The sequence below is a fragment of the Bacillus sp. TH13 genome (assembly GCF_016651175.1).
GTDB classification, from domain to species: domain Bacteria; phylum Bacillota; class Bacilli; order Bacillales; family Bacillaceae_G; genus Bacillus_A; species Bacillus_A thuringiensis_S.
Map to the genome: position 1 here is coordinate 1918332 of NZ_JAEKEJ010000025.1, position 25756 is coordinate 1944087.

Genomic DNA, 25756 nt, shown 5'->3' on the forward strand with positions numbered 1-25756 from the left:
AATAGGAAACCATTATCTTCATTTCTCCTGTAGCACGAATAGATAAAGATCAACTATTCATCGAATTCACTTTATCAATTTAGATACGTTATCACATTTATTAATAGGACTATGCACATTATTTTCTATTTAAAAACCAAAAATGATAAAATCTTTCGACTTGTTCACGCTTTCATTATACAACGAAAGGAAACCGTCTAAAAGACTAGACGGTTTCCAAAACGGAATTTTATTCTTACGCTTTACCGTTAGAACCGAACTCACGCATTTTACCAGCAACAGTTGCTTTAATAGCGTCGCGGCCAGGTCCAATAAATTTACGAGGATCGTAAACTTCTTGGTCTTTGTTTAATACTTCACGAACAGCTTTTGTAAACTCGATTTGGTTCTCAGTGTTTACGTTGATTTTTGAAGTACCTAAAGAGATAGCTTTTACGATATCAGCAGTTGGGATACCAGTACCACCGTGTAATACTAAAGGTACGCCAGTGAAGTCACGAACTTGTTCCATTTCAGCGAATCCTAAGTTAGGCTCACCTTTGTAAGGACCGTGTACAGAACCTAAAGCTGGAGCTAGGCAATCGATACCTGTTGCTTCAACAAGGTGCTTACACTCTGCTGGGTCAGCGTAAATTACGCCTTCAGCGATTACGTCGTCTTCTTGTCCGCCAACTGTTCCAAGCTCAGCTTCAACAGATACGTTACGAGCGTGTGCGTATTCTACTACTTGTTTAGTAGTTTCAACGTTTTCTTCGAATGGGTGGTGAGAAGCGTCGATCATTACAGATGTGAAACCTGCATCGATTGCTTCTTTACATTTTTCGAAGCTTGAACCATGGTCAAGGTGAATCGCTACAGGAACAGTGATGTTCATTTCTTCGATTAAAGCTTTAACCATAGCTACAACTGTTTTGAAACCAGTCATATGACGAGCTGCACCCTCAGATACACCTAGGATTACAGGAGATTTTTCTTCTTCCGCAGCAGCTAAGATAGCTTGAGTCCACTCTAAGTTGTTCATGTTGAATTGACCAACTGCGTATTTTCCTTCTAGTGCTTTGTTTAGCATTTCTTTCATAGAAACTAAAGGCATGGTGAATCCTCCTAAAAAACGTTTTTTGTATCCGATAAGTTCTTATCGCTGGTAGTATGACCAGAATAAGGTAAAATATGTATATCTACATACCGGACTTTTTTCTACACTCAATAGGATAACAACTTGTACTCAAAAACTCAACCGTATTCACCTGCACAATAGTCCATGTAAACGCTTTTTTCCATATTTTTTATAAAAAATTCATTTTTACGCCTCTACAGCGAGCTCATTTCTCACAGCTTGACGAATTTCATCAATATCAAATGGTTTAGCAAAATGCATTAAAGCACCTAAATCTTTTGCTTCTTGGATCATATCAAGCTCTCCATAAGCAGTCATTAAAATGACTTTAATACTCTCATCAATTTCTTTTACATGCTTTAAAATCTCTATACCATCCATGCCTGGAATTTTCATATCTAATACTACTAAATCCGGATTATCTTTTTTCACGATATCTAAAGCTTGAAATCCATTCGCTGCTTGGAATGTCTGATAACCTTCTTTTTGGAACACTTCATGTAATAACACACGAATCCCATATTGATCATCAACGATTAAAATTTTACCTTCCATAATTCCCAACCTTTCTGTGTAAGTACAAGATTTAAAGCTTCTTATATCTTAACGATTTATTTTCGCTATTCTTTGGCAAATTCCTTCCTATTATTTCTTATTTTACCGTTTCCTATTTTGTTATGCTACCCTACGATTTCACCTTTCTAAAAAAATAAACTATAATGAAAGCCGGCAAACACGTACGAAGGGAGTAACATTATGTTAAAAATTTTTTCAACTCAATTAAGTGGTTATTTCTCCAGAGTTTCTCAAAAAGAAGAAATGAATATAGAAGATAGCGCTCGTTTACTTGCTCAAGCACTAGTTGGCGATGGTTTCATTTATTTATATGGTACAAATGAAATGGATGGCGTTGTTACCGAAGCACTATTCGGTGCTGAACCAATGAAGCAAGCAAAACGATTATTTGAAAATGGTAAAGAAGCAGAAGTAACCTCTGCGGATCGTGTACTTCTTATTAGCCGTTTTTCAACAGATGAAGCAGTTGTAGAAATTGCAAAAAAACTACAAGAAGAGGGACACTCTATTGTCGGCATTTCTGCTCTTCAAGAAGGTACGAAATCACTGGAACAATATACAGACGTACATATTGATACAAAACTGTTAAAAGGCCTTATTCCAGACGATGAAGGTAATCGCTACGGGTTCCCAAGCTTAATAGTAGCTTTATTTGCTTATCACGGAATCAAATTTACAATCGATGAAATGTTAAACGAATATTAAAAAAAGCGCCGTCACTTTAAAGTGACGGCGCTTTTTTTATTACTTGCTCTCTTTATTCGTAATAGAAGCTCTTACGAAGTCATGGAACAATGGTTGTGGACGGTTTGGACGAGAAACAAGTTCTGGGTGGAACTGTGCTGCTACGAACCAAGGGTGGTCTTTTAATTCAATGATTTCAACTAGACGGCCGTCTGGGCTTGTACCAGAGAATACGAATCCTTCTTTTTCCATATCCGGACGGAACTGGTTGTTGAACTCATAACGATGACGATGACGCTCATATACAACCGGCTCATTATAAGCATTGTAAGCATTTGTTTCTTCAGCAAGCTTACATGGGTATAGACCAAGACGAAGTGTACCACCTAGGTCCTCTACATCTTTTTGTTCTGGTAATAGGTCAATGATTGCGTATGGTGTATCAGGGTTAATTTCAGAAGAGTTAGCACCTTCTAAACCTAATACATTACGTGCGAATTCGATTGATGCAAGTTGCATACCTAAGCAAATTCCTAAGAATGGAACTTTGTTTTCACGAGCATATTGAATCGCAACGATTTTACCTTCTACACCACGATCGCCGAAGCCACCTGGTACAAGGATACCATCTGTGTCTCCTACTAATTCTTGTACATTTTCTGCTGTTACGTGCTCAGCATTTACCCATTTTACTTCTACATCTGTATCGAATGAGTAACCAGCATGACGAAGTGCTTCTACAACAGAAATATATGCATCTTGAAGTTCTACATATTTACCAACAAGAGCGATTTTTGTTTTCTTAGAAAGGTTACGTACTTTGTTAACTAGCGCAGTCCACTCTGTCATATCTGCAGCTGGATTGTCTAATTTTAAGTGGTCACAAACGATTTGGTCCATGTTTTGTTCTTGAAGAGATAATGGAACCGCATATAAAGTATCTGCATCGCGAGCTTCGATAACTGCTTTTGTATCGATGTCACAGAATAATGCAAGCTTGTCTTTCATATCTTGAGAAACAGGCATTTCTGTACGAACAACGATAATGTTTGGTTGAATACCTAAGCTACGAAGTTCTTTAACACTATGTTGTGTTGGTTTTGTCTTCATTTCACCCGCTGCTTTTAAGTACGGGATTAACGTACAGTGAATGTACATTACATTGTCACGACCGATGTCGCTCTTAATTTGACGGATTGCTTCTAAGAATGGTAGAGACTCGATATCACCAACAGTTCCACCGATTTCTGTAATAACAACATCCGCATTTGTTTCACGGCCAGAACGATATACGCGCTCTTTAATTTCGTTAGTAATGTGAGGAATAACTTGAACTGTTCCTCCTAGATATTCACCGCGACGCTCTTTTTGAAGAACTGAAGAATAAATTTTACCTGTTGTTACGTTGCTGTATTTGTTTAAGTTAATGTCGATAAAACGCTCATAGTGACCAAGGTCTAAGTCAGTTTCTGCGCCATCATCTGTTACGAATACCTCACCGTGTTGGTATGGGCTCATAGTCCCTGGGTCTACGTTAATATATGGATCGAACTTTTGAATCGTTACATTTAAACCACGATTTTTTAAAAGTCTTCCAAGAGATGCTGCTGTAATACCTTTTCCTAAAGACGATACTACACCGCCTGTTACAAAAATATACTTAGTCATGAAAAAGCTCCCTTCTATTTTGCTGTTATATAATCACCGTTGCAAAGCGCAACGTATGTAGATAACACTGTATCCATCTTATTGTTAGACTCTTTTTATTTTCTAAACAAAAAACAAAAAAGAAAATTGCTCCCCTCATCACATAAAGTAACAAGTAGGGAGCAATTTTCTTTTATATTTACACTTTAAAAGTATTATCGTCCTTTTTTAAAGAGCCCAAAAATGATTCTACATGGACGATAATGAAAAGTCAAGAACTACAGTTCTTCCTCTTCTTCTTCAGTTTCGTCATACTCAAGTTCTTCTTCAGCGAAGTCGTCTTCTTCATCTTCATCTAAATCATCAAGATCGTCGTCATCTCCGTCTTCCTCTTCAAGAACCTTGTCCAAATCTTCTACATCATCTTCTTCGTCTGCATTTCCGTCTGCATCGTCAAAGTCATCTTCATCTTCTTCAATGTAGTCGTCAAAACCGTCTTCTTCAACTTTACGTTTCTTCTTCGGTTTTGGCTGCGGTAAGATTTCTTCATCAATTTGCTCATATGGGTACCAGCTGCGTAGTCCCCAACGATTTTCTCCTAAATTAATGAAACGTCCATCGATGTTTAAGTCTGTATAAAATTGTGCGAGTTTCGCATTAACTTGCTCTTGAGATAGTCCCAGCACTTGAGCGATTTCTTGAACCAACTCGTTGAATGTCGTTGCTTGTCTTTTATCCCCTAAAACGCTATGTACAACTTCAATCATTGAACATTCTTTTAGCTCTTCTGGTGAATATTGCTTAAAATTCACTTATGCGGCACTTCCTTTCATCAAATATAACCTTATATATAACGGTCTGCTTAAAAAAATCCATACTATTCATTATAAACAAAAGTCGCACAAATATGCTACAAAAAAAACGGGAAACTTTTATATGGTAATAAAATTAATAATTTGTCTGTTCCTTATTCCTGAAGCATATGGGCACCTTGCAACACATACCTAATTTGCATTTCTGTATATTCTTCGAGCGTATACAGTTTTTGCAGTGCCCAGCGTCTAAACCCCCACATTTGTCCTTGTATAAAAATATTATGTGCAAGAAGCTGTATTTCTTTTTTATTTAATATAAATGTTCCATTTTCCGTACACTGTTCTAAAATATCCTCAAACATTCCTACCATTTGAAACTCTTTTTCTAATACATATGGGAGAGATTCTTTCGGTAAAAAACGTACTTCTTGATACATAATTAATACTTCTTCTTGTAATTCGTCCATCACTTTAAAGTAATTCGTTATCGCTATCTTTAAACTTTCTATACTCCCTTTTTCTGTACACACTACTTCCTCTAATCGTTCTTTTACATGTTCATATATACTATCACAAACTAAATACAAAACATCATCTTTTGTACGAATGTACTCATAAAGTGTCCCTATACTAAATCCAGCCGCTTTTGCAATCTCTCTCGTTGTTGTACGCGGAAATCCTTTTTGTTTAAACAGTTGCACCGCACCTTTAATCATTTGTTCACGTCTTAACGCAACTAATTTTTCATCTTTCACCGATGCATGTACATTATGTTTAACCATTACCTTCACCTCTCTCTATTATTTTTTGGAAGGAAAAAGCGTAGGAAAATACCTACGCTTTCGTTCCTACTTCGTTAGCATACGAGAAATTACAAGCCTCTGAATCTCTTGTGTTCCTTCATATATTTGTGTAATCTTTGCATCTCGCATATAACGCTCTACTGGATAATCTTTCGTATAACCGTAACCACCAAATACTTGTACCGCTTCAGTCGTCACCTTCATCGCTGTATCCCCCGCAAATACTTTTGACATCGCTGATTCTTTTCCATACGGAAGCCCTTCTGATTCAAGCCAAGCCGCTTGATATGTTAAAAGGCGTGCCGCTTCTACATCTGTTGCCATATCCGCAAGTTTAAAGCCAATCCCTTGCTGCGCCGCAATTGGCTTTCCAAATTGATGGCGCTCCCTTGCATATTCTACAGAAGCATCTAAAGCCCCTTGTGCAATACCAACTGCTTGCGCCGCGATACCGTTACGACCTCCATCTAATGTTTGCATCGCAACTTTAAATCCTTGCCCCTCTTCTCCAAGTAGATTCTCTACAGGAATACGGCAATTTTCAAACATAATTTCAGTCGTTGGTGAAGAGCGAATCCCTAGCTTGCTCTCCTTCTTCCCAACTGAAAATCCCGGTGTATCACTTTCTACAATAAATGCACTCGTACCGCGCTGCTTCGATTCAGGATCAGTTAGCGCAAAAACAACATAAATATCAGCAATACCGCCATTTGTAATGAAAATTTTTGATCCATTTAAAATATAATGGTCGCCATCTCTCTTTGCGGTTGTCTTCATTCCACCAGCATCCGATCCAGATCCTGGCTCCGTTAAGCCGTATGCACCAATTTTCTTCCCTTCAGCCATCGGTCGTAAAAACTTTTGCTTTTGTTCTTCTGTCCCAAATTTAAAAATTGGCCATCCAGCAAGTGAAGTATGCGCAGACAGTGTTACACCTGTTGAAGCACAAACTCGAGATAATTCTTCAATAGCAATTACGTACGCTAAGTAATCGCTTCCAATTCCGCCGTATTCTTCAGGCCACGGAATGCCGGTTAAACCAAGCTCTGCCATTTGATCAAATAACTCTCGATCAAATCGCTCTTCCTCATCACGCTCAGCTGCTGTTGGTGCTACTTCATTTTTAGCAAAATCTCGAACCATTTTTCTTATCATTTCATGTTCTTCTGATAGTTTAAAATGCATCTCCGTCTCCCCCTCGCCCTTTTATAAAGCACGGCTAATAACAAGTTTCTGTATTTCACTTGTTCCTTCATATATTTGCGTGATTTTCGCATCACGGAAAAATCGTTCTACTGGATAGTCTTTCGTATAACCGTAACCACCAAATACTTGCACCGCCTCAATCGCGACTTCAACCGCTGTCTTAGAAGCAAATAATTTCGCAATAGATGCTTCTTTACCGCATGGTAATCCTTGTGCCCTAAGAGACGCCGCTCTATATACGAGTAACCTTGCTGCTTCGACACTTGTTGCCATATCTGCAAGCTTGAAGCCAATCCCTTGCTGCGCCGCAATTGGTTTCCCAAATTGCTCTCGTTCTTTTGCATAATCAATTGCACATGCAAGCGCCGCTTCAGCAATTCCTAACGCCTGTGCACCGATTCCAATTCGCCCAACATCTAAATTCGCCATTGCCACCTTGAATCCTTGTCCTTCTTCCCCAAGTAAATTCTCAGCTGGCACTTTCATATCTTCAAAAGTAAGTTGTACCGTACGAGAACCGAGAAGCCCCATCTTATGTTCATCTTTTCCGATGATTAAACCAGGTGTATCTTTCTCTACTATAAATGCAGAAATACCACTTTTTCCTACATCTGGATTTGTAGATGCGAATACAATGTATGTACTTGCTTCACCACCATTTGTAATAAACACTTTCGATCCATTAATAATGTAATGATCGCCTTTTTTTACAGCTCTTGATTTCAAACTCCCTGCATCTGATCCTGCATTTGGCTCTGTTAAAGCAAATGCGCCTAAATATTCCCCGGTTGCAAGTTTAGAAACATATTTTTTCTTCTGTTCTTCTGTTCCGAAATATAAAATCGGATTCATTCCAACTGACGTATGTACAGCTAAAATTACACCAACTGTTGCACTTACCTTTGAGATTTCCTCAATTGCTAGAATGTAAGAAATAAAATCCATTTCTGCCCCGCCGTATTTTGCAGGCGCTGGAATCCCCATTAATCCAAGCTCACCCATCTTTTGTAAAATCTCTTTTGGGAACACCCCTTGTTCCATACTAGGAACAAAGGGAGCTATTTCCTTCTGTGCAAAATCCCGAACCATTTTCCTCATCATTTGCTGCTCTTCATTAAAACGAAAGTTCATATACTCCGCCTCCATTTGCTATATATCCTTTTAACAATTTGGTAAGACCACTATTTTGTAACAAAGGGGGCATTTATTCGTAAACGTAGAATCCACGACCTGTTTTACGCCCTAACCATCCTGCATTCACATACTTACGTAATAACGGACATGGGCGATATTTACTATCTCCTAATCCTTCATGCAACACTTCCATAATGTATAAACACGTATCTAAACCGATAAAATCAGCGAGCGTCAAAGGCCCCATCGGATGGTTCATACCAAGCTTCATTACTTCATCAATTGCTTCTTTCGTCGCTACACCTTCATATAACGTATAAATTGCTTCGTTAATCATCGGTAGCAAAATGCGGTTTGATACAAAACCTGGGAAGTCATTCACTTCAACTGGTACTTTCCCAATTTTTTTCGTAATATCTTCAATTGCTTCATATACCGCATCATCTGTAGCCAAACCACGAATAATCTCAACAAGCTTCATAACTGGAACTGGATTCATAAAGTGCATGCCGATTACTTTTTCCGGACGCTTCGTTACCGCTGCAATTTCTGTAATTGGCAGAGATGAAGTATTCGTCGCTAAAATTGCGTGTTCTGGAGCAATTTCATCTAGATTCGCAAAGATTTTCTTTTTAATATCCATTTTCTCAACAGCTGCTTCAATAATAAGATCCGCTTCTTTCACACAATCTAAATCAAGCGTTACTGTAAGACGATTTAATGTCGCTTCCTTCTCTTCTTCCTTCATGCGTCCTTTTTCTACTTGGCGCACTAAGTTTTTCGTAATAATAGCCAATCCTCTATCTAATTGCTCTTTTTTTAAATCTTGTACCTTCACGTCATATCCTGCCATTGCACATACTTGCGCAATTCCTGATCCCATTTGTCCTGCACCAATTACAACAATGTTTTGTACACCCATTTTTTCTTCCCCCTTAATTGTTAATAAATTTTATACCCTCGAACTTTAATTAGTGAACTTCAATCATCACTGCATCCCCTTGACCGCCACCGCTACAAATCGAAGCAATTCCAATTCCGCCGCCGCGCTGCTTAAGTGCATGGATTAATGTTACGATAATGCGCGCTCCGCTTGCTCCAATCGGATGTCCCATCGCCACTGCGCCGCCATTTACATTCAATTTTTCTGGATCAATTCCTGCGATTTCTGTACTTGCAATTGCTACCGCTGCAAATGCTTCATTGATCTCGAATAAATCGATGTCTTCAATTTTCTTGCCTGTTTTTTCAAGCAATGCGTTAATTGCATAACCTGGCGTTCTTGGGAAATCTTTAGATTCCACTGCAATTGCTGTATGCGCCAAAATTGTCGCTAATGGCTTTCTTCCTTCTTGCTTCGCTCTGTCTTCGCTCATTAATACAAGTGCGGCACCACCATCGTTTAGTCCCGGCGCATTACCAGCTGTCACCGCCGCTGTCTTATCAAATACAGGTTTTAACTTTGCTAACTTTTCAATCGTTGTATCTTCACGTGGCGCCTCATCCTTTGCAACGACAATAGGATCGCCTTTTCTTTGCGGGATCGTTACTGGAACGATCTCCTCTTCAAAACGTCCTTCTTTATGCGCTGAAACCGCACGCTGATGGCTACGATATGCCCATTCATCTTGCGCTTCGCGAGAAATTCCATCTTCCTTCGCAACTTCTCCGCCATAAACACCCATGTGTGTACCTGAAAATGCGCATGTTAAACCGTCAGCAACGTTTAAATCAATAACTTCGTTGTTGCCCATTCTGTATCCCCATCTTGCTCCGCGTAAAATGTAAGGACTGTTACTCATCGACTCCATACCACCAGCTACAATCAGTGATTGATCGCCAGTACGAATAATCTGATCCGCTAACGTAACCGCACGAAGGCCTGATGCACAAACTTTATTCACTGTTTCCGTCTGCACTTCCCAAGGGATTCCAGCAGCCCTCGCAGCTTGGCGCGATGGAATTTGTCCCTGTCCACCTTGAATAACCGTTCCAAATATAACTTCTTCAACATCACTAGCCGCAACATTTGCTCTTTCAAGCGCTGCTTTAATTGCAATTCCTCCAAGTTCCGTCGCTTTTACATCTTTTAAAGATCCTCCAAATTTTCCAACTGGTGTTCTTGCAGCACTTAAAATAACTGTTTTACTCATGTTTCTTTCCCCCATTTCATTTTTTAACACTGAGCGCTCGCTCGGTATCCCTACGTTGAGAAGAGGTGCAATCATTGCACCTCTTTCTAAAGTTGTATACATTCTTATAAACTACATCGCTTCTTTTTTCTGTCCGATAACAGATCGTTCTAAAATCTCTGTCACATCAAGAGTTTGAACTTTCTCTTCTACCTCTTTCGCTTTCGTTCCATCACTGATCATCGTTAAGCAATATGGACAACCTGTACCGATAATGGATGGCTGTACAGCTAATGCTTGTTCTGTACGAGCAACGTTAATACGTGAACCTGTTGTTTCTTCCATCCACATTAAGCCACCACCTGCGCCACAGCACATTCCTGTTTCACGGTTACGTGCCATTTCTACAAGATTCACTCCAGGAATCGCTTTCAAAATGTCACGTGGCGCTTCGTACACTTCGTTGTATCTTCCTAAATAACAGGAATCATGGTACGTAACTGTTTCTTTAATAGCGTGAACAGGCTTTAAGCGCCCTTCTTTCACCCACTGAGCTAACAATTCTGTATGATGATAGACTTCTGCTTGCAAGCCAAAGTCCGGATACTCATTTTTAAATGTGTTATAAGCATGAGGATCAATCGTAACGATTTTCTTCACTCCTGCCTTTTCAAATTCTTCGATATTCTTTGTCGCCATCTCTTGGAATACAAATTCATTTCCGAGGCGGCGTGGTGTATCTCCAGAATTCTTTTCTTTATTACCGAGAATTGCGAATGAAATGCCTGCTTCGTTCATTAACTTCGCAAATGATATTGCAATCTTCTGACTACGGTTGTCGTATGATCCCATTGAACCAACCCAGAATAAATACTCGAATTCCTCACCAGCTTTTGATTTTTCTTTTACAGTTGGAACTGTTACTTCGTCATCACCTTGGCGCCATGTTTCACGCTCTTTACGGTTCAGACCCCACGGATTTCCTTGACGCTCGATGTTTGTCATCGCGCGTTGTGCTTCCGCGTCCATTTTTCCTTCTGTTAAAACGAGATATCGACGTAAATCAATAATTTTGTCAACATGCTCATTCATAACTGGACATTGATCTTCACAGTTACGACACGTTGTACATGCCCAAATCTCTTCTTCTGTAATAACATCTCCGATTAAACTCGGATCGTAAGCGAGCGTTGTAGCCGCTGATTCTTGTTGTCCTTTTCCAGCTGCCATCATCGCTAACTGATTTCCTTGTGTATTATTGAAGGCAACTACTGGAACCCACGGTGCTTTTGATGTTACCGCAGCCCCTTTATCAGTTAAATGATCGCGAAGTTTTAAAATTAAGTCCATCGGCGATAACATTTTTCCTGTGCCTGTTGCTGGACACATATTTGTACAACGGCCACACTCTACACAAGCGTATAAGTCAATAAGTTGATTTTGTCTAAAGTCTTCAATTTTACCAACACCAAATGTTTCTTGCGTTTCATCTTCAAAATCAATCTTTTCAAGCTTCCCTGGGTTTGAAATACGACCGAAAAATACATTAGCTGGTCCCGCAATTAAATGCGCATGTTTTGACTGTGGAACATACACTAAAAACGTTAACAAAATTAGTAAATGCACCCACCAAGAGAAATAGAACACTGAAATGGCTACGGTTTCATTTATCCCGCTAAAAACGTAAGCGATTGCAGAAGCAATTGGTTCACTCCATGAAAGCTCCTCGCCATGCCATATAAGTCCCATACCGTTACCAAGTAGCACAGAAATCATTAAACCACCGATAAAGATAAGAACAAGACCTGATTTGAAGTTACGTTTTAAACGAACAAGCTTTTCTACATAACGTCTATGAAAAGCCCAAAATACTGCAATTAAAATAACAAGTGTGACAATTTCCTGGAAGAATGTAAATGCAGGGTATAGTGGTCCAAGTGGAAGATGTGATCCTGGTGCGAGTCCTTTCCAAACGAAGTCAATTGCTCCAAATTGGACAAGAATAAATCCGTAAAAGAACATAACGTGAATGATGCCGCTTTTCTTATCTTTCAGCAGCTTTTTCTGACCGAAAACATTGACCTTAAGGAGATCCCAACGCTCTTTAAAACGACGGTCAAATTCAATTTTTTTTCCTAATTGTATGTAGGCTATTCTCGTCCGTATAAGATATACAAACAAATATCCTGCATAAGCAATAACAGCAATGGCAGCCAGCCAATTAATAATCAGTAAGCTATTCATTTTTATGCTACCCCTCTCTTTGTAAGCTCTCTTTCTTTTTAGAATCTTCAAAAATATATAATTTTCTGAATTATATCCCCTACCCCCATTATATAATGAGTGAGCATTCAGTCAACAGTTTTTTGTTATAGAACAACACATTTTTTCATAAAGCTGTTTATTTCGGTGAAACTATAAAGTGAAACTTTAAACAGTAGGGGCGGTTCACCCCCCACTGATTATTAGTTGAACCAATCGGGCTTTTACAGGCAGTTGATTTCCAAACTCACTTCTACTTATTCATCAATTTTTGAAGTAGGAAGCTTACTGCCCGTTAAAGCGGGATAAAGTGAAACTTTAATCAGTGCAACATACTATCCTCTGATGAAATTTATAATAACAACCGTGCTACCCGTATCATTTGTAACACACTGAAGGTGAAAAGAATGCGAAGGAGGGAATTCACTGATGCTCTACTTATCTCTTTTGTTAATATCCGTTGCTCTTTGGATTACAATTGACCTTTCATACGGGAGACTTCTTCATTTAAAGCGGGTAAGCTCTCGCACTTTCCCTTTACGTCAAAGTGATTTTCACCTTTATACATACGGGAAAGATTTGTATGACGCCTTATTTACGGATATAAAACAAGCACAGCACCACATTCATATTTTATTCTTCATTGTAAAAAACGATAAAATCAGTCGTGAATTTTTAAAGTTGCTGATTGATAAGGCTCAGGAAGGAATTGAAGTACGACTTTTACTTGATCGATTTGGCAGCCACTATTTATCAAACGAAGCTATTCGCTCCCTGCGAAAACATGGTGTATCTTTTTCATTTTGTCATAAGGTAAAATTTCCTCTGCTTTTCTTTTCTGCCAATCAAAGAAATCATAGAAAAATTACAGTGATTGATGGGAAAACTGGCTATATCGGGGGATTTAATATCGGCGAAGAGTATCTAGGGCATAATGAATATTTAGGATTATGGCGAGACTATCATTTACGTCTTACAGGAGAAGGGGTTCAAGATTTACAAAAGCAATTTTTGCATGACTGGTTTGATGATACGAAACAGAATTTTTTGGATGCTTCTCTTTATTTTCCAAAACAAAACAAAGGTACCATAATGCATCGATTTATTCCGACTGATGGTGCTTATTTACAGCATACTTTTTTACATTTAATTAACGGAGCAAAAAAAGAAATCTGTATCGGTACACCATATTTCATTCCTGGAAAAAAAATTATGAATGCCTTATTAAAAGCAAGAGAAAGAGGGGTTCAAATCACAATTCTCGTCCCAGAAAAAGCTGATCATCCTCTCGTTCGAGAAGCAAAATTCCCGTACTGCCGAAAATTAATACAGGCTGGTTGCAATATTTACGCATTTCAACAAGGCTTTTTTCACGCCAAAATTATTATAGTGGATGATGATATTTGTGATATCGGAACAGCAAACTTTGATATGAGAAGTTTATATATTAACCATGAAATAAACTGCCTGTTATATAATAAACATTTCATTCGAACAGTAAAAAATAAATTCCATGAAGATCTAGAGAATGCATCCGTACTTTCCTATAGCGATGTAAACCCACCTTCTCTTATCGATAGAGGAAAGGAATGGATTGGAACAATGCTTGCTTTCTTTTTATAGGAAAGACAATGAATAAAAGAGGTGTATCTCATATGATTATGCGGTTTGGATATGTCTCAAATGCAATGGCACTCTGGGACTGTTCTCCTGCCAAAACAATGACGTTTACAAGCTTTAAAAAACTGAGTAAACAAGAACGAGAAGACAAACTGTACCATGTTATAAGGAAAAATTTAGAGCACACAATACGTATCCTTCATTACAATATAGCGCATGAAATCCCGCTATATCGCCTATCGTCTTCCATCGTCCCACTGGCAACACACCCCGAAGTCGAGTTTGACTATATTGGGGTATTCACACCACTTTGGCGTAAAATAGGAGCTTTAATTAAAGAGCACAATTTACGAATAAGTTTTCATCCAAATCAATTTACGTTATTTACAAGCGACAAGCCACATATTACTACTAACGCTATTACGGATATGACTTATCATTATAAAATATTGGATGCTATAGGCATTGCAGATTCTTCTTACATTAACATTCATGTAGGTGGAGCCTATGGAAATAAAGAAAAGGCAATTGAGCGCTTCCATGAAAACATAAAAAAACTTCCTGCACATATAAAAAAACAAATGACTCTTGAAAATGATGATAAAACGTATACAACTTCTGAAACTTTATCAATTTGCCAAAAAGAAAATATCCCATTTGTATTTGATTATCATCATCATATGGCCAATCTTTGCGAGGAACCACTAGAAGAGTTGCTTCCTGCAATTTTTGAAACTTGGTCACATACAAATATCTCTCCTAAAGTTCACATTTCCTCCCCAAGATCGGAAAAAGAATTTAGGGCTCATGCTGAATATATCGATTTAGAGTTTATTAAACCCTTCTTACACGTTGCAAAAAAAAACAATCATAATTTCGATATTATGATTGAAAGTAAACAAAAAGACTTAGCACTATTCCGATTAATAGATGAACTTTCTGCTATAAGAGGCATTAAAAGAATAAGTGGTGCAATGTTACAGTGGTAAATTGTAACTTTGCACCATTTTTTCAAAAAAGTAATTTTTATAGTAAAAAACATCCTATTTTATATGCTATTATTTAAATTAGCATTCCCCCGAGATTCAACTTTATTGAAACGGAGTCATAATATGATTAATCAAAAAAAGTATGTACAATTTGTCATAATATACATATCTATATTTGCTCTTTGGATACTCTTTATTCCAAATGAGTCGCATATAAAGGAAATTGGGATTCTTTTCTTATTCTGTTTTGCTGCACTTTTTTCTTGCCACTGTTTATATAAAGCTATTAAAAAAATGAAACGCAGTGATAAACTATTTTGGATTTTATTACTATGCACTTGCCTATGTGGATTAGTTATGGAGATAACCCTATTTCTTAGTTCGATTTCCATGAATAATCAATCTATATTTTCGTATAAAGCATTACCTTTTTTTATCATACAATATATTTTGCTCTTTGTTGGATTTGCTATAAAGTTTATAAAAAATTACTCTATTAAGGGACTTTCTCAATTCTCATTCGATAGCATCTTTATTATTATTATGAACATTTATTTCACCTTAACTTTTATCTTAGATATTTCAAGCTTCCGCATGTTAACAAAGGATACTTGGATTTTAATTGGGTATTTCATTGCACAATCATTAGTAATTTACGCCGTTATTAGCCTATATAGAAGAGAACAATATTCTTCTAGTAGAGTCGCATTAATTATCGGTTTCACTATTATACTCGTATACGGTTATATTCATCTGTTTCAATTGAATTTTGGGATGAAAACTTCCGCTGAAATTAATTATTTAATACACACTGCTTCTATTTTATTAATTGGACTTTCTTCCATACTATATATTTTGGATAAACCAATGCAGCATGAAACGAAAGCAAAATATTATCGATTCGATTATATACGTTTTATACTACCTTATTTTAGTATAATTATTACTTTTTCTTTTATTATCATTCAACCTTGGGATGATAAATTCATGTTAATCGGCCTCGTGTTATCACTTATTTTGTTATTCTTGCGGCAACTTTACATGTGGAAAGATAATCAAGCACTAATCCATACATATGAACAGTTGACTACACAACTAGAGGGCGAAGTTGAAGAAGGTGCATTTGCATTATCAAAAAGTGAACAACGCTATAAATCTTTATTCGAAGATCATCCCGATGCCGTTTTCTCTTTAAATATGAATGGCATTTTTCAACAATCTAATAAGGCATGCGAAAGCTTATTTACTGCCTATTATTGCGAAGTGGCAAGCTATTCTCTGGTACACTTCATTGATTCAAAAGACCACGAACTACTAAAGAAGGCTTTACAAATTACAAAGGAAGGTAAGCCACAAACGTTAGAAGTTCGTACAAAAGAACAAGAAGGCTATTATTATTATCTCCATATTACACTTATCCCCACTTTTATAAACAAAGAAGTGGTCGGAATGTTTGGGATAGCGCGTGATATTACCACTTTATATGAGAAACAAAAACAAGTAGAACATTTAGCCTTTCACGATGCACTTACTGGATTACCAAATCGCCGAAAGTTCGAAAAAGATTTAAAAGCCATTTTGAATACAGCCCAAACTAACGCAAATGATGTCGCCGTCATATTCCTTGATTTAGATCGATTTAAAAAAATTAACGATAGACTTGGCCATGACGTCGGAGATTTATTATTAATTGAAGTAGCAAACAGACTACGCGGTTGCTTGCGTTCAAAAGATGTCGTCGCTCGCCAAGGTGGAGATGAGTTTACCATTCTATTACCAGAAATGTACTCAGAAAAAAGTGCAATTTTTATAGCTGAACAGATTTTAACTATTTTAAACAAACCATTCTTCATTCAAGGCGAAGAACTCTCTATTACACCAAGTATCGGAATTGCGATGTATCCTGATTATGGAACTGATGTAAATGAGTTAATGAAAAATGCTGATATGGCTATGTACCGTGCGAAGGCAAATGGAAAAAACAGATTTGTTTTCTTCTCAAAAGAAATGAGTATCGCTCAAAATGAAATTCAATTCTTAGAAGGTGAACTTTCAAAAGCATTACAACAAAATGAATTTTTCCTTGAATACCAACCACAAGTAAGCACAAAAACAAAAGAAATTATCGGTTTTGAAGCATTAATACGTTGGAAGCATCCAAAACTCGGTATCGTATCTCCTGCCCAATTTATTCCTCTAGCAGAGGAAACTGGTTTTATTATTGAACTTGGTAATTGGATTTTACGTACTGCCTGTTTAGAGGCAAAAAGATGGCATAATCAAGGTTTTTCTCACTTAAAAGTTGGTGTGAATTTATCTGTTGTTCAATTTAACCATGCAGATTTAATCCCAACTATTTCAAAGGTGTTAGAAGAAACAGAACTGAAACCAGAAGCACTAGATATTGAAATTACGGAAAGCATCGCAATTAATCAAAATCAATCTGTAGTTGCAAAACTAGAACAGCTTCAAAATCTCGGCATTCAAATTTCAATCGATGACTTTGGCACTGGTTATAGTTCTTTAGCTTATTTAACAAAATATCCAATTAACACATTAAAAATTGCTCGAGAGTTTATTTGTGGAATTACAAATAGTCCTTTAGAAGAAGCAATTGTCTCTTCCATTATTACACTATCAAAAGAACTAAATTTAGAAGTGATTGCAGAAGGTGTAGAAACGGAAGAAGAATGGGAATTTTTACATAGACAAAATTGTGATCACATTCAAGGATTCTTTATTAGCAAACCTGTTTCTAGTAAAGACGTTTGGATGTTACTCCATAAAAAAACAACCGTCTAAGTAAGGCGGTTGTTTTTTAAAACTCAAAAGGCATATCTGAAGCTAATTGTACCTCTTGATCATCATGAGAAATTACTTGGCTTTTCTCTAAAGCTGTATCTGCTAATGAAATACCCCATGTCATTGCTAACGTTAATAAACTACCAATAAGTAGTTTCTTCATATTCCATCACCCACATTTTTTCTTTTAATATATCATGAAAATTTATCCATACATTATGCAATTATGCATATTTAGTTTTTGTGTTATTTTATTTCTTCATTTTTTTCATAAACTTTTCTTTATACGTATGCATTTCTAATATATCAAAAAAGAAACAAGCTTTTTCATAAGCCTCTTCACTCTCTGTCTCATCATAGCCTAGCTTTTCCAAGCATTCACCTTTTTGATAGTATAGCTGCCCAATCAATGCCATACTATTGATTCGACACGATATTTCAATAGCTTTATTTATTTGAAAAAGAGCCTCTTCATATTGATTATCTAAGTATAATGTTTTTGCATAATTATGTCTTACCTTCACATCAAACTCTTTATTTTCAGGTAATACCTCTAATTGCTTTAATATACCTTCAAATAACTCCATACCCTTCTTAAAGTAACCATTTTCAGCATAAATATTTGCAATTGCATTCTCTATATAAAGATTTTGGTACACATCAATCCCAGTTAATTGTTGGTTTAACAATTTTTTTAATTCTAAAATACAATATTCATAATCACTTTTCTTCAATACATAAGCTGCTACATGATATTGCCATTGAAGAAATTGCTGAAACTCCGGATGATATTCTTCCTTTTTCAGCTCATTCCATACTTTATTATAAATTTCTTTATATTTCTTTTGCTTGCAAAGCATAATGATTTGATCTTTTAACTGCTTTTTCCTCTCAATATCGGAATAAATGAGTACCTCATAAAAATGAATAATGGGAACTTGTAACTTTGCTGCAATACCTTGCAATATATCCATACTTGGGTATACCGCACCCGATTCAATTCTGCTTACTTCCGATTGATGACATATGTTCTCGGATAACTGTTTTTGTGTTAATCCTCTTAACACTCTAATTTTCTTAATTTCACTTCCTAATTTCTCTGCTTGCATACTTACTCACCATCCCATTATAACAATCTAATTTGTTAAGTTGTCATACCACTACAATAATGTGCATTCGACAATTTTTGATATGAAATAATGCATAATATATATAAAATTCGGCAAATTTTTCATACAATTCATCTCACATACAATAATAGATTAGGAGTGTTATAGATGAATTATAGAAAACTTGCCAGTGCTTTCGTTACATTCGGTCTTCTTTACCCTTTATCAACAGAAGCTATTCATGCTCAAGAATTAGACAAAAGTGCAGTCAAAGTTGAAATTGCTCAGCCTGGTTTAACAATCGGGAAATTAACACAACCTCAAAATGATACGAAAGAAAATATTGCTAAAAAGTATTTAAAAGGTGAGGTAGATGGGGCTAAAGCTCAACAAGAACAAGTCACTACTGAAAAAAATGTAGATTTCCAACCTACAAATAAAGAAACCAAAGAAAATCAAACCGAAGTTCGCCTTGCACAAACATATAAAAACTATAAAGTATATGGCCAAGATCTCATTGTAAAAGTAGATAAAAATGGAGTGATCACAACTGTTAGTGGTAAAGTTGTTCAAAATTTAAATCAACAACCTAATCTTACTATAACAAATTTTTTGTCGAAAAATGAAGTAAAATCTAAATTACGCGATATAGTTCAAATTTCAAGTGATGCAGTTGAGACAGAATTCTCTAGCGAAACCGTTGTTTATAAGAAAAAAGATGGCTATTATACATTCGCAACTGTTATTACATTTACTTATGAAAACAATGAACAAATTATAAACGGCAATGCTATCGTTGATTTAAAAACTGGCGAAGTACTTTTCCAAGAAAAATTCATTAAAAACAAAGAGAATAAGACTATAAATCAAGTAACATCACCTAGATTATCCCCTGCAAGTGAGCAAGGAACTGGGAAAAATGCACTTCAAGAAAACATCTCTTTCAATATTGCCAAAGGAACTGATGGGAAATTTTATTTAGCGGATTTATCACGCGGAAATGGTATTTATATTTATAATGCAAACTACGCTGATTCCCTCGGGGGATATAGTCAAGCTGGTTATCCAGGGACACTAATTTCAAGTAGCACTCCTAATTTTGCAGATAAAGAAGCCGCGGGCGCTATGAAGAACATGAGTGATATTTATGATTACTTTAAGAAAGAACATAATCTAAAAAGTTACGATAATAAAGATTCAAAAGTTGTTGCTAGTGTACATGGTTTTGATTCTACTGAAGTTAGTGATGGTATAAAAGAGGACTATGTAAATGCGTTTTGGCATCCCGCTTGGAACCAAATGGTATTTGGTGATGGTTTAAACGGAAAACTAACATCAGCTCTTGATGTAACCGCTCATGAATTTGGACATGCTGTATTCAGTGGCACGACGAAAAATAAAGTCGTGAGATATCCAAGCGCTGAAACATCTGCACTAAACGAGGGATTAGCGGATTTCTGGGGTACACAAATCGAATATTACGTAAAGAAAGATAAAGGAAACTGGATTATGGGCGATACATTAGGTGGCCTAACAATTCGTGATATCCCAAGGGAAATTGGTGACGGCGGTCATAAATTATATACAAATTTACAAGATTTCTATAACGATGGTAATAATCAAGAATCACACGTGAATTCCGGTATTATCAGTCACGTATTATATCAATTAGCTGAAGGTAAAACATATAACGGTGTTGCTGTTCAAAAACAAGGCAATGAAAAAGTAAGCAAAGTTGTTATGCGTGCATTGCAAAATTATGCAACTTCCGCTGAAGACTTTGAATCACTTCAATCTCACATCGTACAAGCTGCAAAAGATTTATATGGCACTGCCGTATCAAATGAATTTGCAAAGGCATTTGAAGCACATGGTTACAAGTCGTTACAAAGAGTAAATAAGCTAATAGAAGTACAATAACAAAGAAGAAGTTTACTCCTCTTAGGTAAACTTCTTCTTATATCCAACCCTTTTCTTCCGCAATTGTAATTGCCTCAATTCTATTTTTCGCGTCGAGCTTCGTTAATACTTCAGAAATATAATTACGTACTGTACCCGGTGAAAGATAAAGTGCCTTCGCAATTTCGTTTGCCGTCTTTCCTTCTTTCGCAAGCAACAATACTTCCTTTTCGCGATCTGACAACGGATTTTGCTCCTGCCATAGACCGAACATTAACTCTTGGGAGACCTCTCGTTTCCCCTTCATTACATTACGAATTGCTGCCGCTAAATCTTCACTTGGACTATCCTTTAACAAATAGCCGTGCACACCAGCTTTCATTGCTCTTTCAAAATATCCCGGCCGTGCAAATGTTGTTAAAATCATTACTTTACATGGTGATTTTTCTTTCTTTAACGCTTCAGCAACATCTAATCCACTTTGAATTGGCATTTCAATATCCATAATACTGATATCCGGTTTTAACGATTCAATTAATTTTAGCGCCTCTTCCCCGTTTGCCGCTTGCCCAATTACTTCGATATCATCTTCTAGATCAAGTAAGGCCCCTAATGCACCACGAAGCATTCGTTGATCTTCTGCAATAATAATTCGAATCATGCCCTCACCTCATCCTTTCCTGTTCTAATAACAACTGGAACCTTTACTGTTAACAACGTCCCTGGATTGATTGTACCTAGTTCAACAAATCCATCAATAAGAGCAATTCGTTCTTTCATGCCGCGGATACCATTTCCATCATGATTTTGATCTGTTAAACCGATTCCGTTATCTTCTACTTTCAAAATTAGCTCACCTTGCAATTCTAATACAGAAACTGCACACCGCGTTGCCTTGCTATGTTTTACAACATTTGTAACGGCCTCGCGTAAACACATCCCGACAATATTTTGTTCAATTGGTGATAACGAGCTCGAGCTTGCTTCTTGTCTCACTTCTAATTCAATATTAGCTGCTTGTAAGATTACCTTTATTTGCTCTAGCTCTTCTTCTACCGTAATCATACGCATATCAGAAATTAATTCTCTCAGCTGCTTTAAGGCTGTACGAGACGTTTGTGTAATTTCCTTCGCTTCCACACTTGCACGCTCTGGATTTTTCACAATTAACTTCTCTACAAGCTGGCTTTTCAAAGTAATAAGAGATAACGTATGCCCTAATGTGTCATGAAGATCTCTCGCAATCCGCTGCCGTTCTTCACGTTTTACTAAGTCTTTAATTTGCTCGTTTGCTTCGTTTAATTGATTTCTTAATATCTTTTTTTGATTAAAATTGCGCATCCCAAAAGGCGCAACAAGCATTAAAATAAGCATCGGTACAGTATTTATAAAGCTTGTAAATGAAAAACCCGCACCATATACAAATGTTATAAGTGTTACAACTAATAATCCCAATAATATTCGAAACATTTTTTTCGTAGGTGCGAATGCTATGGCATTTGATGTGAAAAAACATAAAAAAATAAGATACGGACTATAAAAAAAACTAAATAACAAGGCTATAACCATTTGCATACAAGCCCACATTGCGAACATTTTTGTAACAAAATACAGCTGCCGGTATGCTAATAAAAAAAGAATTAGCATACCAGCCCCAAACATTAACCTTGAGCCCTCCTCTTGTACAAGTGCATAAATCGGAAACGCTAAATACACAAGCCACATATACGGAAAGAACCCCATATGTTTCGGAAAAACCTCAATCCTCTTCTTCTCTATCATTTATACCGCTTCCTGTCTTTTTCTTATATATATTGATACTACAACAAATATAAGGAAATAACCTCCTAGTACCGCAATATTTTCCCATCCAATAGATTTTCCAGCTACAATATCCCATGCACCGCTTCCAAAATGATATGTCGGTGTCCACTCACCAATCGTTCTTAATATTTTTGGGAATACTTCAATCGGCATCCATAACCCGCCAATTACAGCTAAACTCATATTTAAAATATTTGCTAAGCCAGCAGCTGCGTCTGCCTTCTTAATAGAACCTATTACTGTTCCTAACGCTAAAAATGGTGTCACCCCTAACAATAACCATAATCCCGCACCAATCCATTGCCCTACCGTTAACTCAACATGATTAATTAGTATCCCTGCAATAAAGATAACTAATATTGAAAAAGCATTTACTACTGTTTGAGCGATAATTTTTGCTGTTAAATATGCTCCCTCTGGAAGCGGTGTAATTTTTAGAAGATGTGTCCATCCTTGCCCTCTTTCCTGAGAAAGTCTCACACCGAAACTAAAGAGTGCAGTCCCTACAATGCTGAAAGTTGCCATCGAAATTAAATAGTGTGCTTTCCACGCATCTCCGTTTTGTGGTACTTGAACAACATTTGTGAAAATGTAGTAAAACATAACAGGCATTAATAATGAGAAAAAGATAAATAATTTATTGCGGAATGTACGTAAAATTTCTATTTTGCACTGCATCCATAACGCTCTCATGCGATTTCCCCCTTTTGATTTGCTACAAACTGTTCAAATGCTTCATCAAGACTTCCACGTTCAACTGAAACATCTGTTACAGGTAGATTCCTCTCATAAATTGCTTGTAAAGTGGCATCTGTATCTTCCGTCGTCAAAGTGAAGCGCCCTTCGTTTGACTGTACTTCTGTTACATGCGGTAATTCCTTTAGTAAACTCTTAGGAATTTTCTCTTTCGAATAAAACGAGATCGTTTTTCGAGAAATCGTCGCTTTCATCTCATCCGGTGTGCCATCTGCGATAATCTTCCCGTTCGCAAACAATAAAATACGATTCGCCAATGCATCTGCTTCCTCTAAATAATGCGTAGTTAAAATAATCGTTTTACCATCACTTGCTAACTTTCGAATCGTTTCCCAAAACGTTCTTCGAGACGTAATATCCATTCCGACTGTCGGCTCATCTAAAAATAACAAATCAGGATTTCCCGCAAGTGCAAGCGCAAAGTTTAACCTTCTTTTTTGCCCACCTGATAATTTCTCACATCTTTGCTTTCGCTCTGATTCTAAATTTGATAACTGCAGTAACGTTTCTTTCGCTACCGGATTCGTATAATAACTGCGGAATAGCTCAATTGCCTCTTCCACTGTAATGCTATCAATCACACTTACTTCTTGTAACATTGCCCCAAGATTATTACGAACGCCTCTATGCTTTGGACTCTTTCCAAATATAGAAACCGTACCTTCTGTAGGATCTTTTAATCCAAGCATCATCGAAATTATCGTCGTCTTCCCTGCACCATTTGGTCCAAGTAATGCTACTATTTCTCCTTTATCCACGTGAAATGAAACGTTATTTACTGCGTTTTTATGTTTAAATGTTTTAGAAACACCATTTACTTCAATAATCTTTTCCATCTCTCCACCCCCGCCGTTTCTTATATTTACATTGTATTATCTGGAAAACTTAGGAAACAGTATGATACGTCATGACATCGATATGACAATTGTCATATATTCCTTGTGATAGGAATCAGCTCGCATACCGCAAGCAAGTAGCAGGACGAAAATAAACATGATACAATCGGATAAGATATATATTCGAGGAAGGACAGTGGTTTTCATGATTATTCGTAATGAACAAGATTTAGAAGGCTTACGAAAAATCGGCCGCATCGTTGCGCTTGCACGTGAAGAAATGAAAAAACAAGCGAAGCCAGGTATGACAACGAAAGAGCTTGATTTGATCGGTAAAAAAGTATTAGATGAGCATGGTGCTATTTCTGCACCTGAAAAAGAATATGATTTTCCAGGTGTAACTTGCATTAGTGTAAATGAAGAAGTTGCTCATGGTATTCCAGGAGATCGTGTATTAAAAGAAGGCGATTTAGTAAACGTCGATGTATCTGCTGCACTTGATGGCTATTATGCTGATACAGGTATTTCATTTGTACTTGGAGAAGACGAGGCAAAAGAAAAGCTTTGCCAAGCAGCGGTTGATGCATTTTGGGCAGCAATGAAAAAGGTTAAAGCTGGCTCAAAACAAAATCAAATTGGTCGTGCTGTTTCAAACTTCGCACATAAAAGTGGATACAATGTTATTCAAAACTTAACTGGTCACGGCATTGGTCTTAGCTTACATGAAGCACCAAATCACATTTTAAGCTACTATGATCCAATGGATAATGCGCTTCTAAAAGACGGTCTTGTTATCGCTGTAGAACCGTTCATCTCTATGAAAGCTGATCATATTATTGAGCGTGGTGACGACGGTTGGACATTCGTTACACCTGATAAAAGTCTTGTTGCACAATGTGAACATACCGTTGTCGTAACACGCGGTGAACCAATAATCTTAACAGAAATCTAATATAAAAAAACGGCTGTTTTGTAGATTTATTCCACATAAAACAGCCGTTTTTTAATTTTGGGAAAATATGTGAACTATTGTTGAACTCTTTATCATTTAAGTATATAATCTTTAGCGGAGGTTACTTCAGCTTATCTTTACTAAAAAGATATTGTAGCTAAGGAGGAAAACACCTTCTTTTTTATTGTTTAAACAGTCTCAAAATGACCGTAGTAACGGATTAGTCGAATATTCTGTAATTCTTATATTCCTCTAACAATGTAAAAAACTATCGTCTTTCAACTTCGGTCCACTAATCGTAAAACTCTCTTTAGACAAAATAGATGACTGTTTTCAAAGTACATATTGTCTTCATTCTGACCAAAAACAACCCTATCTAGATTTTTATTTCCACATAACTTTAAGGCAAAAATAAGCCTTCACAAGGGGATACACTACCTTGGTTAGTATGTATCGTAAAACTTACCTTTATAACCATTCTTTTTTACTAGATATACATGAAAACTATCTTACATATAAAGGTCTGATATCATTCTTTATATCAGTGTTTTTTTCGACATTTTTTGTCGAATTGTGTATGTTTCCAAATCACT

General features: G+C 36.8%; 22 protein-coding genes. 6 read left to right on the forward strand and 16 right to left on the reverse strand.

The window, feature by feature from the left end:
- Positions 1-235: 235 nt before the first annotated feature.
- Together JFU02_RS18370 and spo0F are read right to left on the reverse strand one after the other, a co-directional pair.
- Complete coding sequence (locus JFU02_RS18370; protein ID WP_001131856.1) at positions 236-1093, reverse strand: class II fructose-bisphosphate aldolase; 858 nt, start codon at positions 1091-1093, stop codon at positions 236-238.
- A gap of 210 nt (positions 1094-1303) precedes the next feature.
- Positions 1304-1672: a sporulation initiation phosphotransferase Spo0F gene (gene spo0F / locus JFU02_RS18375; RefSeq protein WP_000398594.1), complete on the reverse strand. Its 369-nt coding sequence runs from the start codon at positions 1670-1672 to the stop codon at positions 1304-1306.
- A gap of 201 nt (positions 1673-1873) precedes the next feature.
- Here spo0F and JFU02_RS18380 point away from each other — a divergent pair, with 201 nt between their 5' ends.
- Positions 1874-2398, forward strand: coding sequence for a DUF2529 domain-containing protein (locus JFU02_RS18380; RefSeq protein ID WP_000912410.1), 525 nt, complete (start codon positions 1874-1876; stop codon positions 2396-2398).
- A gap of 39 nt (positions 2399-2437) precedes the next feature.
- On the opposite strand, the gene pyrG is transcribed toward JFU02_RS18380, so the two are convergent.
- From pyrG to JFU02_RS18420, 8 genes are all read right to left on the reverse strand, one after another.
- Entirely contained in the window at positions 2438-4045 is a 1608-nt protein-coding gene (gene pyrG, locus JFU02_RS18385; RefSeq protein ID WP_000170461.1) for a CTP synthase, read from the reverse strand.
- A gap of 257 nt (positions 4046-4302) precedes the next feature.
- Positions 4303-4836 (reverse strand): DNA-directed RNA polymerase subunit delta, encoded by a 534-nt coding sequence (gene rpoE, locus JFU02_RS18390; protein WP_001009773.1) that lies wholly within the window; start codon positions 4834-4836, stop codon positions 4303-4305.
- A gap of 155 nt (positions 4837-4991) precedes the next feature.
- Positions 4992-5621, reverse strand: coding sequence for a TetR/AcrR family transcriptional regulator (locus JFU02_RS18395; protein WP_201071409.1), 630 nt, complete (start codon positions 5619-5621; stop codon positions 4992-4994).
- Between the two features lie 66 nt (positions 5622-5687).
- The gene (gene acdA, locus JFU02_RS18400; RefSeq protein WP_000545550.1) at positions 5688-6827 is read right to left on the reverse strand and encodes an acyl-CoA dehydrogenase AcdA; all 1140 of its coding nucleotides are present in this window, start codon (positions 6825-6827) and stop codon (positions 5688-5690) included.
- Between the two features lie 21 nt (positions 6828-6848).
- On the reverse strand, positions 6849-7979 hold the full coding sequence (locus tag JFU02_RS18405) for an acyl-CoA dehydrogenase (protein ID WP_001011172.1): 1131 nt from the start codon (positions 7977-7979) through the stop codon (positions 6849-6851).
- A gap of 73 nt (positions 7980-8052) precedes the next feature.
- The gene (locus JFU02_RS18410) at positions 8053-8904 is read right to left on the reverse strand and encodes a 3-hydroxybutyryl-CoA dehydrogenase (protein ID WP_000538872.1); all 852 of its coding nucleotides are present in this window, start codon (positions 8902-8904) and stop codon (positions 8053-8055) included.
- A 49-nt stretch (positions 8905-8953) separates the two neighbouring features.
- Positions 8954-10237 (reverse strand): acetyl-CoA C-acetyltransferase, encoded by a 1284-nt coding sequence (locus JFU02_RS18415; protein WP_003308258.1) that lies wholly within the window; start codon positions 10235-10237, stop codon positions 8954-8956.
- A gap of 9 nt (positions 10238-10246) precedes the next feature.
- Entirely contained in the window at positions 10247-12358 is a 2112-nt protein-coding gene (locus JFU02_RS18420) for a (Fe-S)-binding protein (RefSeq protein WP_001086754.1), read from the reverse strand.
- Positions 12359-12805: 447 nt separating this feature from the next.
- Between JFU02_RS18420 and cls the strand changes: the two genes are divergently transcribed.
- The 3 genes from cls to JFU02_RS18435 all read left to right on the forward strand — a co-directional run bounded on the left by cls (position 12806) and on the right by JFU02_RS18435 (position 17787).
- Positions 12806-13999, forward strand: coding sequence for a cardiolipin synthase (gene cls, locus JFU02_RS18425; protein ID WP_000966426.1), 1194 nt, complete (start codon positions 12806-12808; stop codon positions 13997-13999).
- Positions 14000-14031: 32 nt separating this feature from the next.
- Complete coding sequence (uvsE, locus tag JFU02_RS18430; RefSeq protein ID WP_097821144.1) at positions 14032-14985, forward strand: UV DNA damage repair endonuclease UvsE; 954 nt, start codon at positions 14032-14034, stop codon at positions 14983-14985.
- Between the two features lie 123 nt (positions 14986-15108).
- Positions 15109-17787 carry a DUF4084 domain-containing protein gene (locus JFU02_RS18435; protein WP_061667906.1) on the forward strand — a complete coding sequence of 893 codons (2679 nt, stop codon included), beginning with the start codon at positions 15109-15111 and terminating at the stop codon, positions 17785-17787.
- A 16-nt stretch (positions 17788-17803) separates the two neighbouring features.
- On the opposite strand, the gene JFU02_RS18440 is transcribed toward JFU02_RS18435, so the two are convergent.
- Both JFU02_RS18440 and JFU02_RS18445 read right to left on the reverse strand, forming a co-directional pair.
- Positions 17804-17950, reverse strand: coding sequence for a quorum-sensing peptide PapR (locus tag JFU02_RS18440; protein WP_000734744.1), 147 nt, complete (start codon positions 17948-17950; stop codon positions 17804-17806).
- Positions 17951-18038: 88 nt separating this feature from the next.
- The gene (locus JFU02_RS18445) at positions 18039-18896 is read right to left on the reverse strand and encodes a helix-turn-helix domain-containing protein (RefSeq protein WP_001147496.1); all 858 of its coding nucleotides are present in this window, start codon (positions 18894-18896) and stop codon (positions 18039-18041) included.
- A 168-nt stretch (positions 18897-19064) separates the two neighbouring features.
- Here JFU02_RS18445 and JFU02_RS18450 point away from each other — a divergent pair, with 168 nt between their 5' ends.
- A complete protein-coding gene (locus tag JFU02_RS18450; RefSeq protein ID WP_001109526.1) occupies positions 19065-20816 on the forward strand; it encodes a M4 family metallopeptidase in 1752 nt (583 codons plus the stop codon).
- A gap of 37 nt (positions 20817-20853) precedes the next feature.
- Here the strand turns inward: JFU02_RS18450 and JFU02_RS18455 are convergent, their stop codons facing one another.
- Genes JFU02_RS18455 through JFU02_RS18470 form a run of 4 tightly spaced genes read right to left on the reverse strand, consistent with a single transcriptional unit; the run spans position 20854 to position 24211 of the window.
- Entirely contained in the window at positions 20854-21456 is a 603-nt protein-coding gene (locus JFU02_RS18455; protein ID WP_000619243.1) for a response regulator transcription factor, read from the reverse strand.
- Positions 21453-22577, reverse strand: coding sequence for a sensor histidine kinase (locus tag JFU02_RS18460; RefSeq protein WP_086407136.1), 1125 nt, complete (start codon positions 22575-22577; stop codon positions 21453-21455). Before JFU02_RS18460 ends, JFU02_RS18455 begins: the two co-directional genes overlap by 4 nt.
- Positions 22578-23312, reverse strand: a complete 735-nt coding sequence (locus JFU02_RS18465) for an ABC transporter permease (protein ID WP_001202432.1) — start codon at positions 23310-23312, stop codon at positions 22578-22580.
- On the reverse strand, positions 23309-24211 hold the full coding sequence (locus JFU02_RS18470; protein WP_061667908.1) for an ABC transporter ATP-binding protein: 903 nt from the start codon (positions 24209-24211) through the stop codon (positions 23309-23311). The genes JFU02_RS18465 and JFU02_RS18470 overlap by 4 nt, the downstream gene beginning before the upstream one ends.
- Positions 24212-24368: 157 nt before the next feature.
- Here JFU02_RS18470 and map point away from each other — a divergent pair, with 157 nt between their 5' ends.
- On the forward strand, positions 24369-25163 hold the full coding sequence (gene map / locus JFU02_RS18475) for a type I methionyl aminopeptidase (RefSeq protein ID WP_103945797.1): 795 nt from the start codon (positions 24369-24371) through the stop codon (positions 25161-25163).
- The last annotated feature ends 593 nt before the right edge of the window (positions 25164-25756 follow it).

Coding starts and splice junctions, on each gene's coding strand:
- JFU02_RS18370 (WP_001131856.1), bottom strand. CDS start 1,093: ATGCCTTTAGTTTCTATGAAAGAAATGCTAAACAAAGCACTAGAAGGA.
- spo0F (WP_000398594.1), bottom strand. CDS start 1,672: ATGGAAGGTAAAATTTTAATCGTTGATGATCAATATGGGATTCGTGTG.
- JFU02_RS18380 (WP_000912410.1), top strand. CDS start 1,874: ATGTTAAAAATTTTTTCAACTCAATTAAGTGGTTATTTCTCCAGAGTT.
- pyrG (WP_000170461.1), bottom strand. CDS start 4,045: ATGACTAAGTATATTTTTGTAACAGGCGGTGTAGTATCGTCTTTAGGA.
- JFU02_RS18395 (WP_201071409.1), bottom strand. CDS start 5,621: ATGGTTAAACATAATGTACATGCATCGGTGAAAGATGAAAAATTAGTT.
- acdA (WP_000545550.1), bottom strand. CDS start 6,827: ATGCATTTTAAACTATCAGAAGAACATGAAATGATAAGAAAAATGGTT.
- JFU02_RS18405 (WP_001011172.1), bottom strand. CDS start 7,979: ATGAACTTTCGTTTTAATGAAGAGCAGCAAATGATGAGGAAAATGGTT.
- JFU02_RS18410 (WP_000538872.1), bottom strand. CDS start 8,904: ATGGGTGTACAAAACATTGTTGTAATTGGTGCAGGACAAATGGGATCA.
- JFU02_RS18415 (WP_003308258.1), bottom strand. CDS start 10,237: ATGTATACAACTTTAGAAAGAGGTGCAATGATTGCACCTCTTCTCAAC.
- JFU02_RS18420 (WP_001086754.1), bottom strand. CDS start 12,358: ATGAATAGCTTACTGATTATTAATTGGCTGGCTGCCATTGCTGTTATT.
- cls (WP_000966426.1), top strand. CDS start 12,806: ATGCTCTACTTATCTCTTTTGTTAATATCCGTTGCTCTTTGGATTACA.
- uvsE (WP_097821144.1), top strand. CDS start 14,032: ATGATTATGCGGTTTGGATATGTCTCAAATGCAATGGCACTCTGGGAC.
- JFU02_RS18435 (WP_061667906.1), top strand. CDS start 15,109: ATGATTAATCAAAAAAAGTATGTACAATTTGTCATAATATACATATCT.
- JFU02_RS18440 (WP_000734744.1), bottom strand. CDS start 17,950: ATGAAGAAACTACTTATTGGTAGTTTATTAACGTTAGCAATGACATGG.
- JFU02_RS18445 (WP_001147496.1), bottom strand. CDS start 18,896: ATGCAAGCAGAGAAATTAGGAAGTGAAATTAAGAAAATTAGAGTGTTA.
- JFU02_RS18450 (WP_001109526.1), top strand. CDS start 19,065: ATGAATTATAGAAAACTTGCCAGTGCTTTCGTTACATTCGGTCTTCTT.
- JFU02_RS18455 (WP_000619243.1), bottom strand. CDS start 21,456: ATGATTCGAATTATTATTGCAGAAGATCAACGAATGCTTCGTGGTGCA.
- JFU02_RS18460 (WP_086407136.1), bottom strand. CDS start 22,577: ATGATAGAGAAGAAGAGGATTGAGGTTTTTCCGAAACATATGGGGTTC.
- JFU02_RS18465 (WP_001202432.1), bottom strand. CDS start 23,312: ATGAGAGCGTTATGGATGCAGTGCAAAATAGAAATTTTACGTACATTC.
- JFU02_RS18470 (WP_061667908.1), bottom strand. CDS start 24,211: ATGGAAAAGATTATTGAAGTAAATGGTGTTTCTAAAACATTTAAACAT.
- map (WP_103945797.1), top strand. CDS start 24,369: ATGATACAATCGGATAAGATATATATTCGAGGAAGGACAGTGGTTTTC.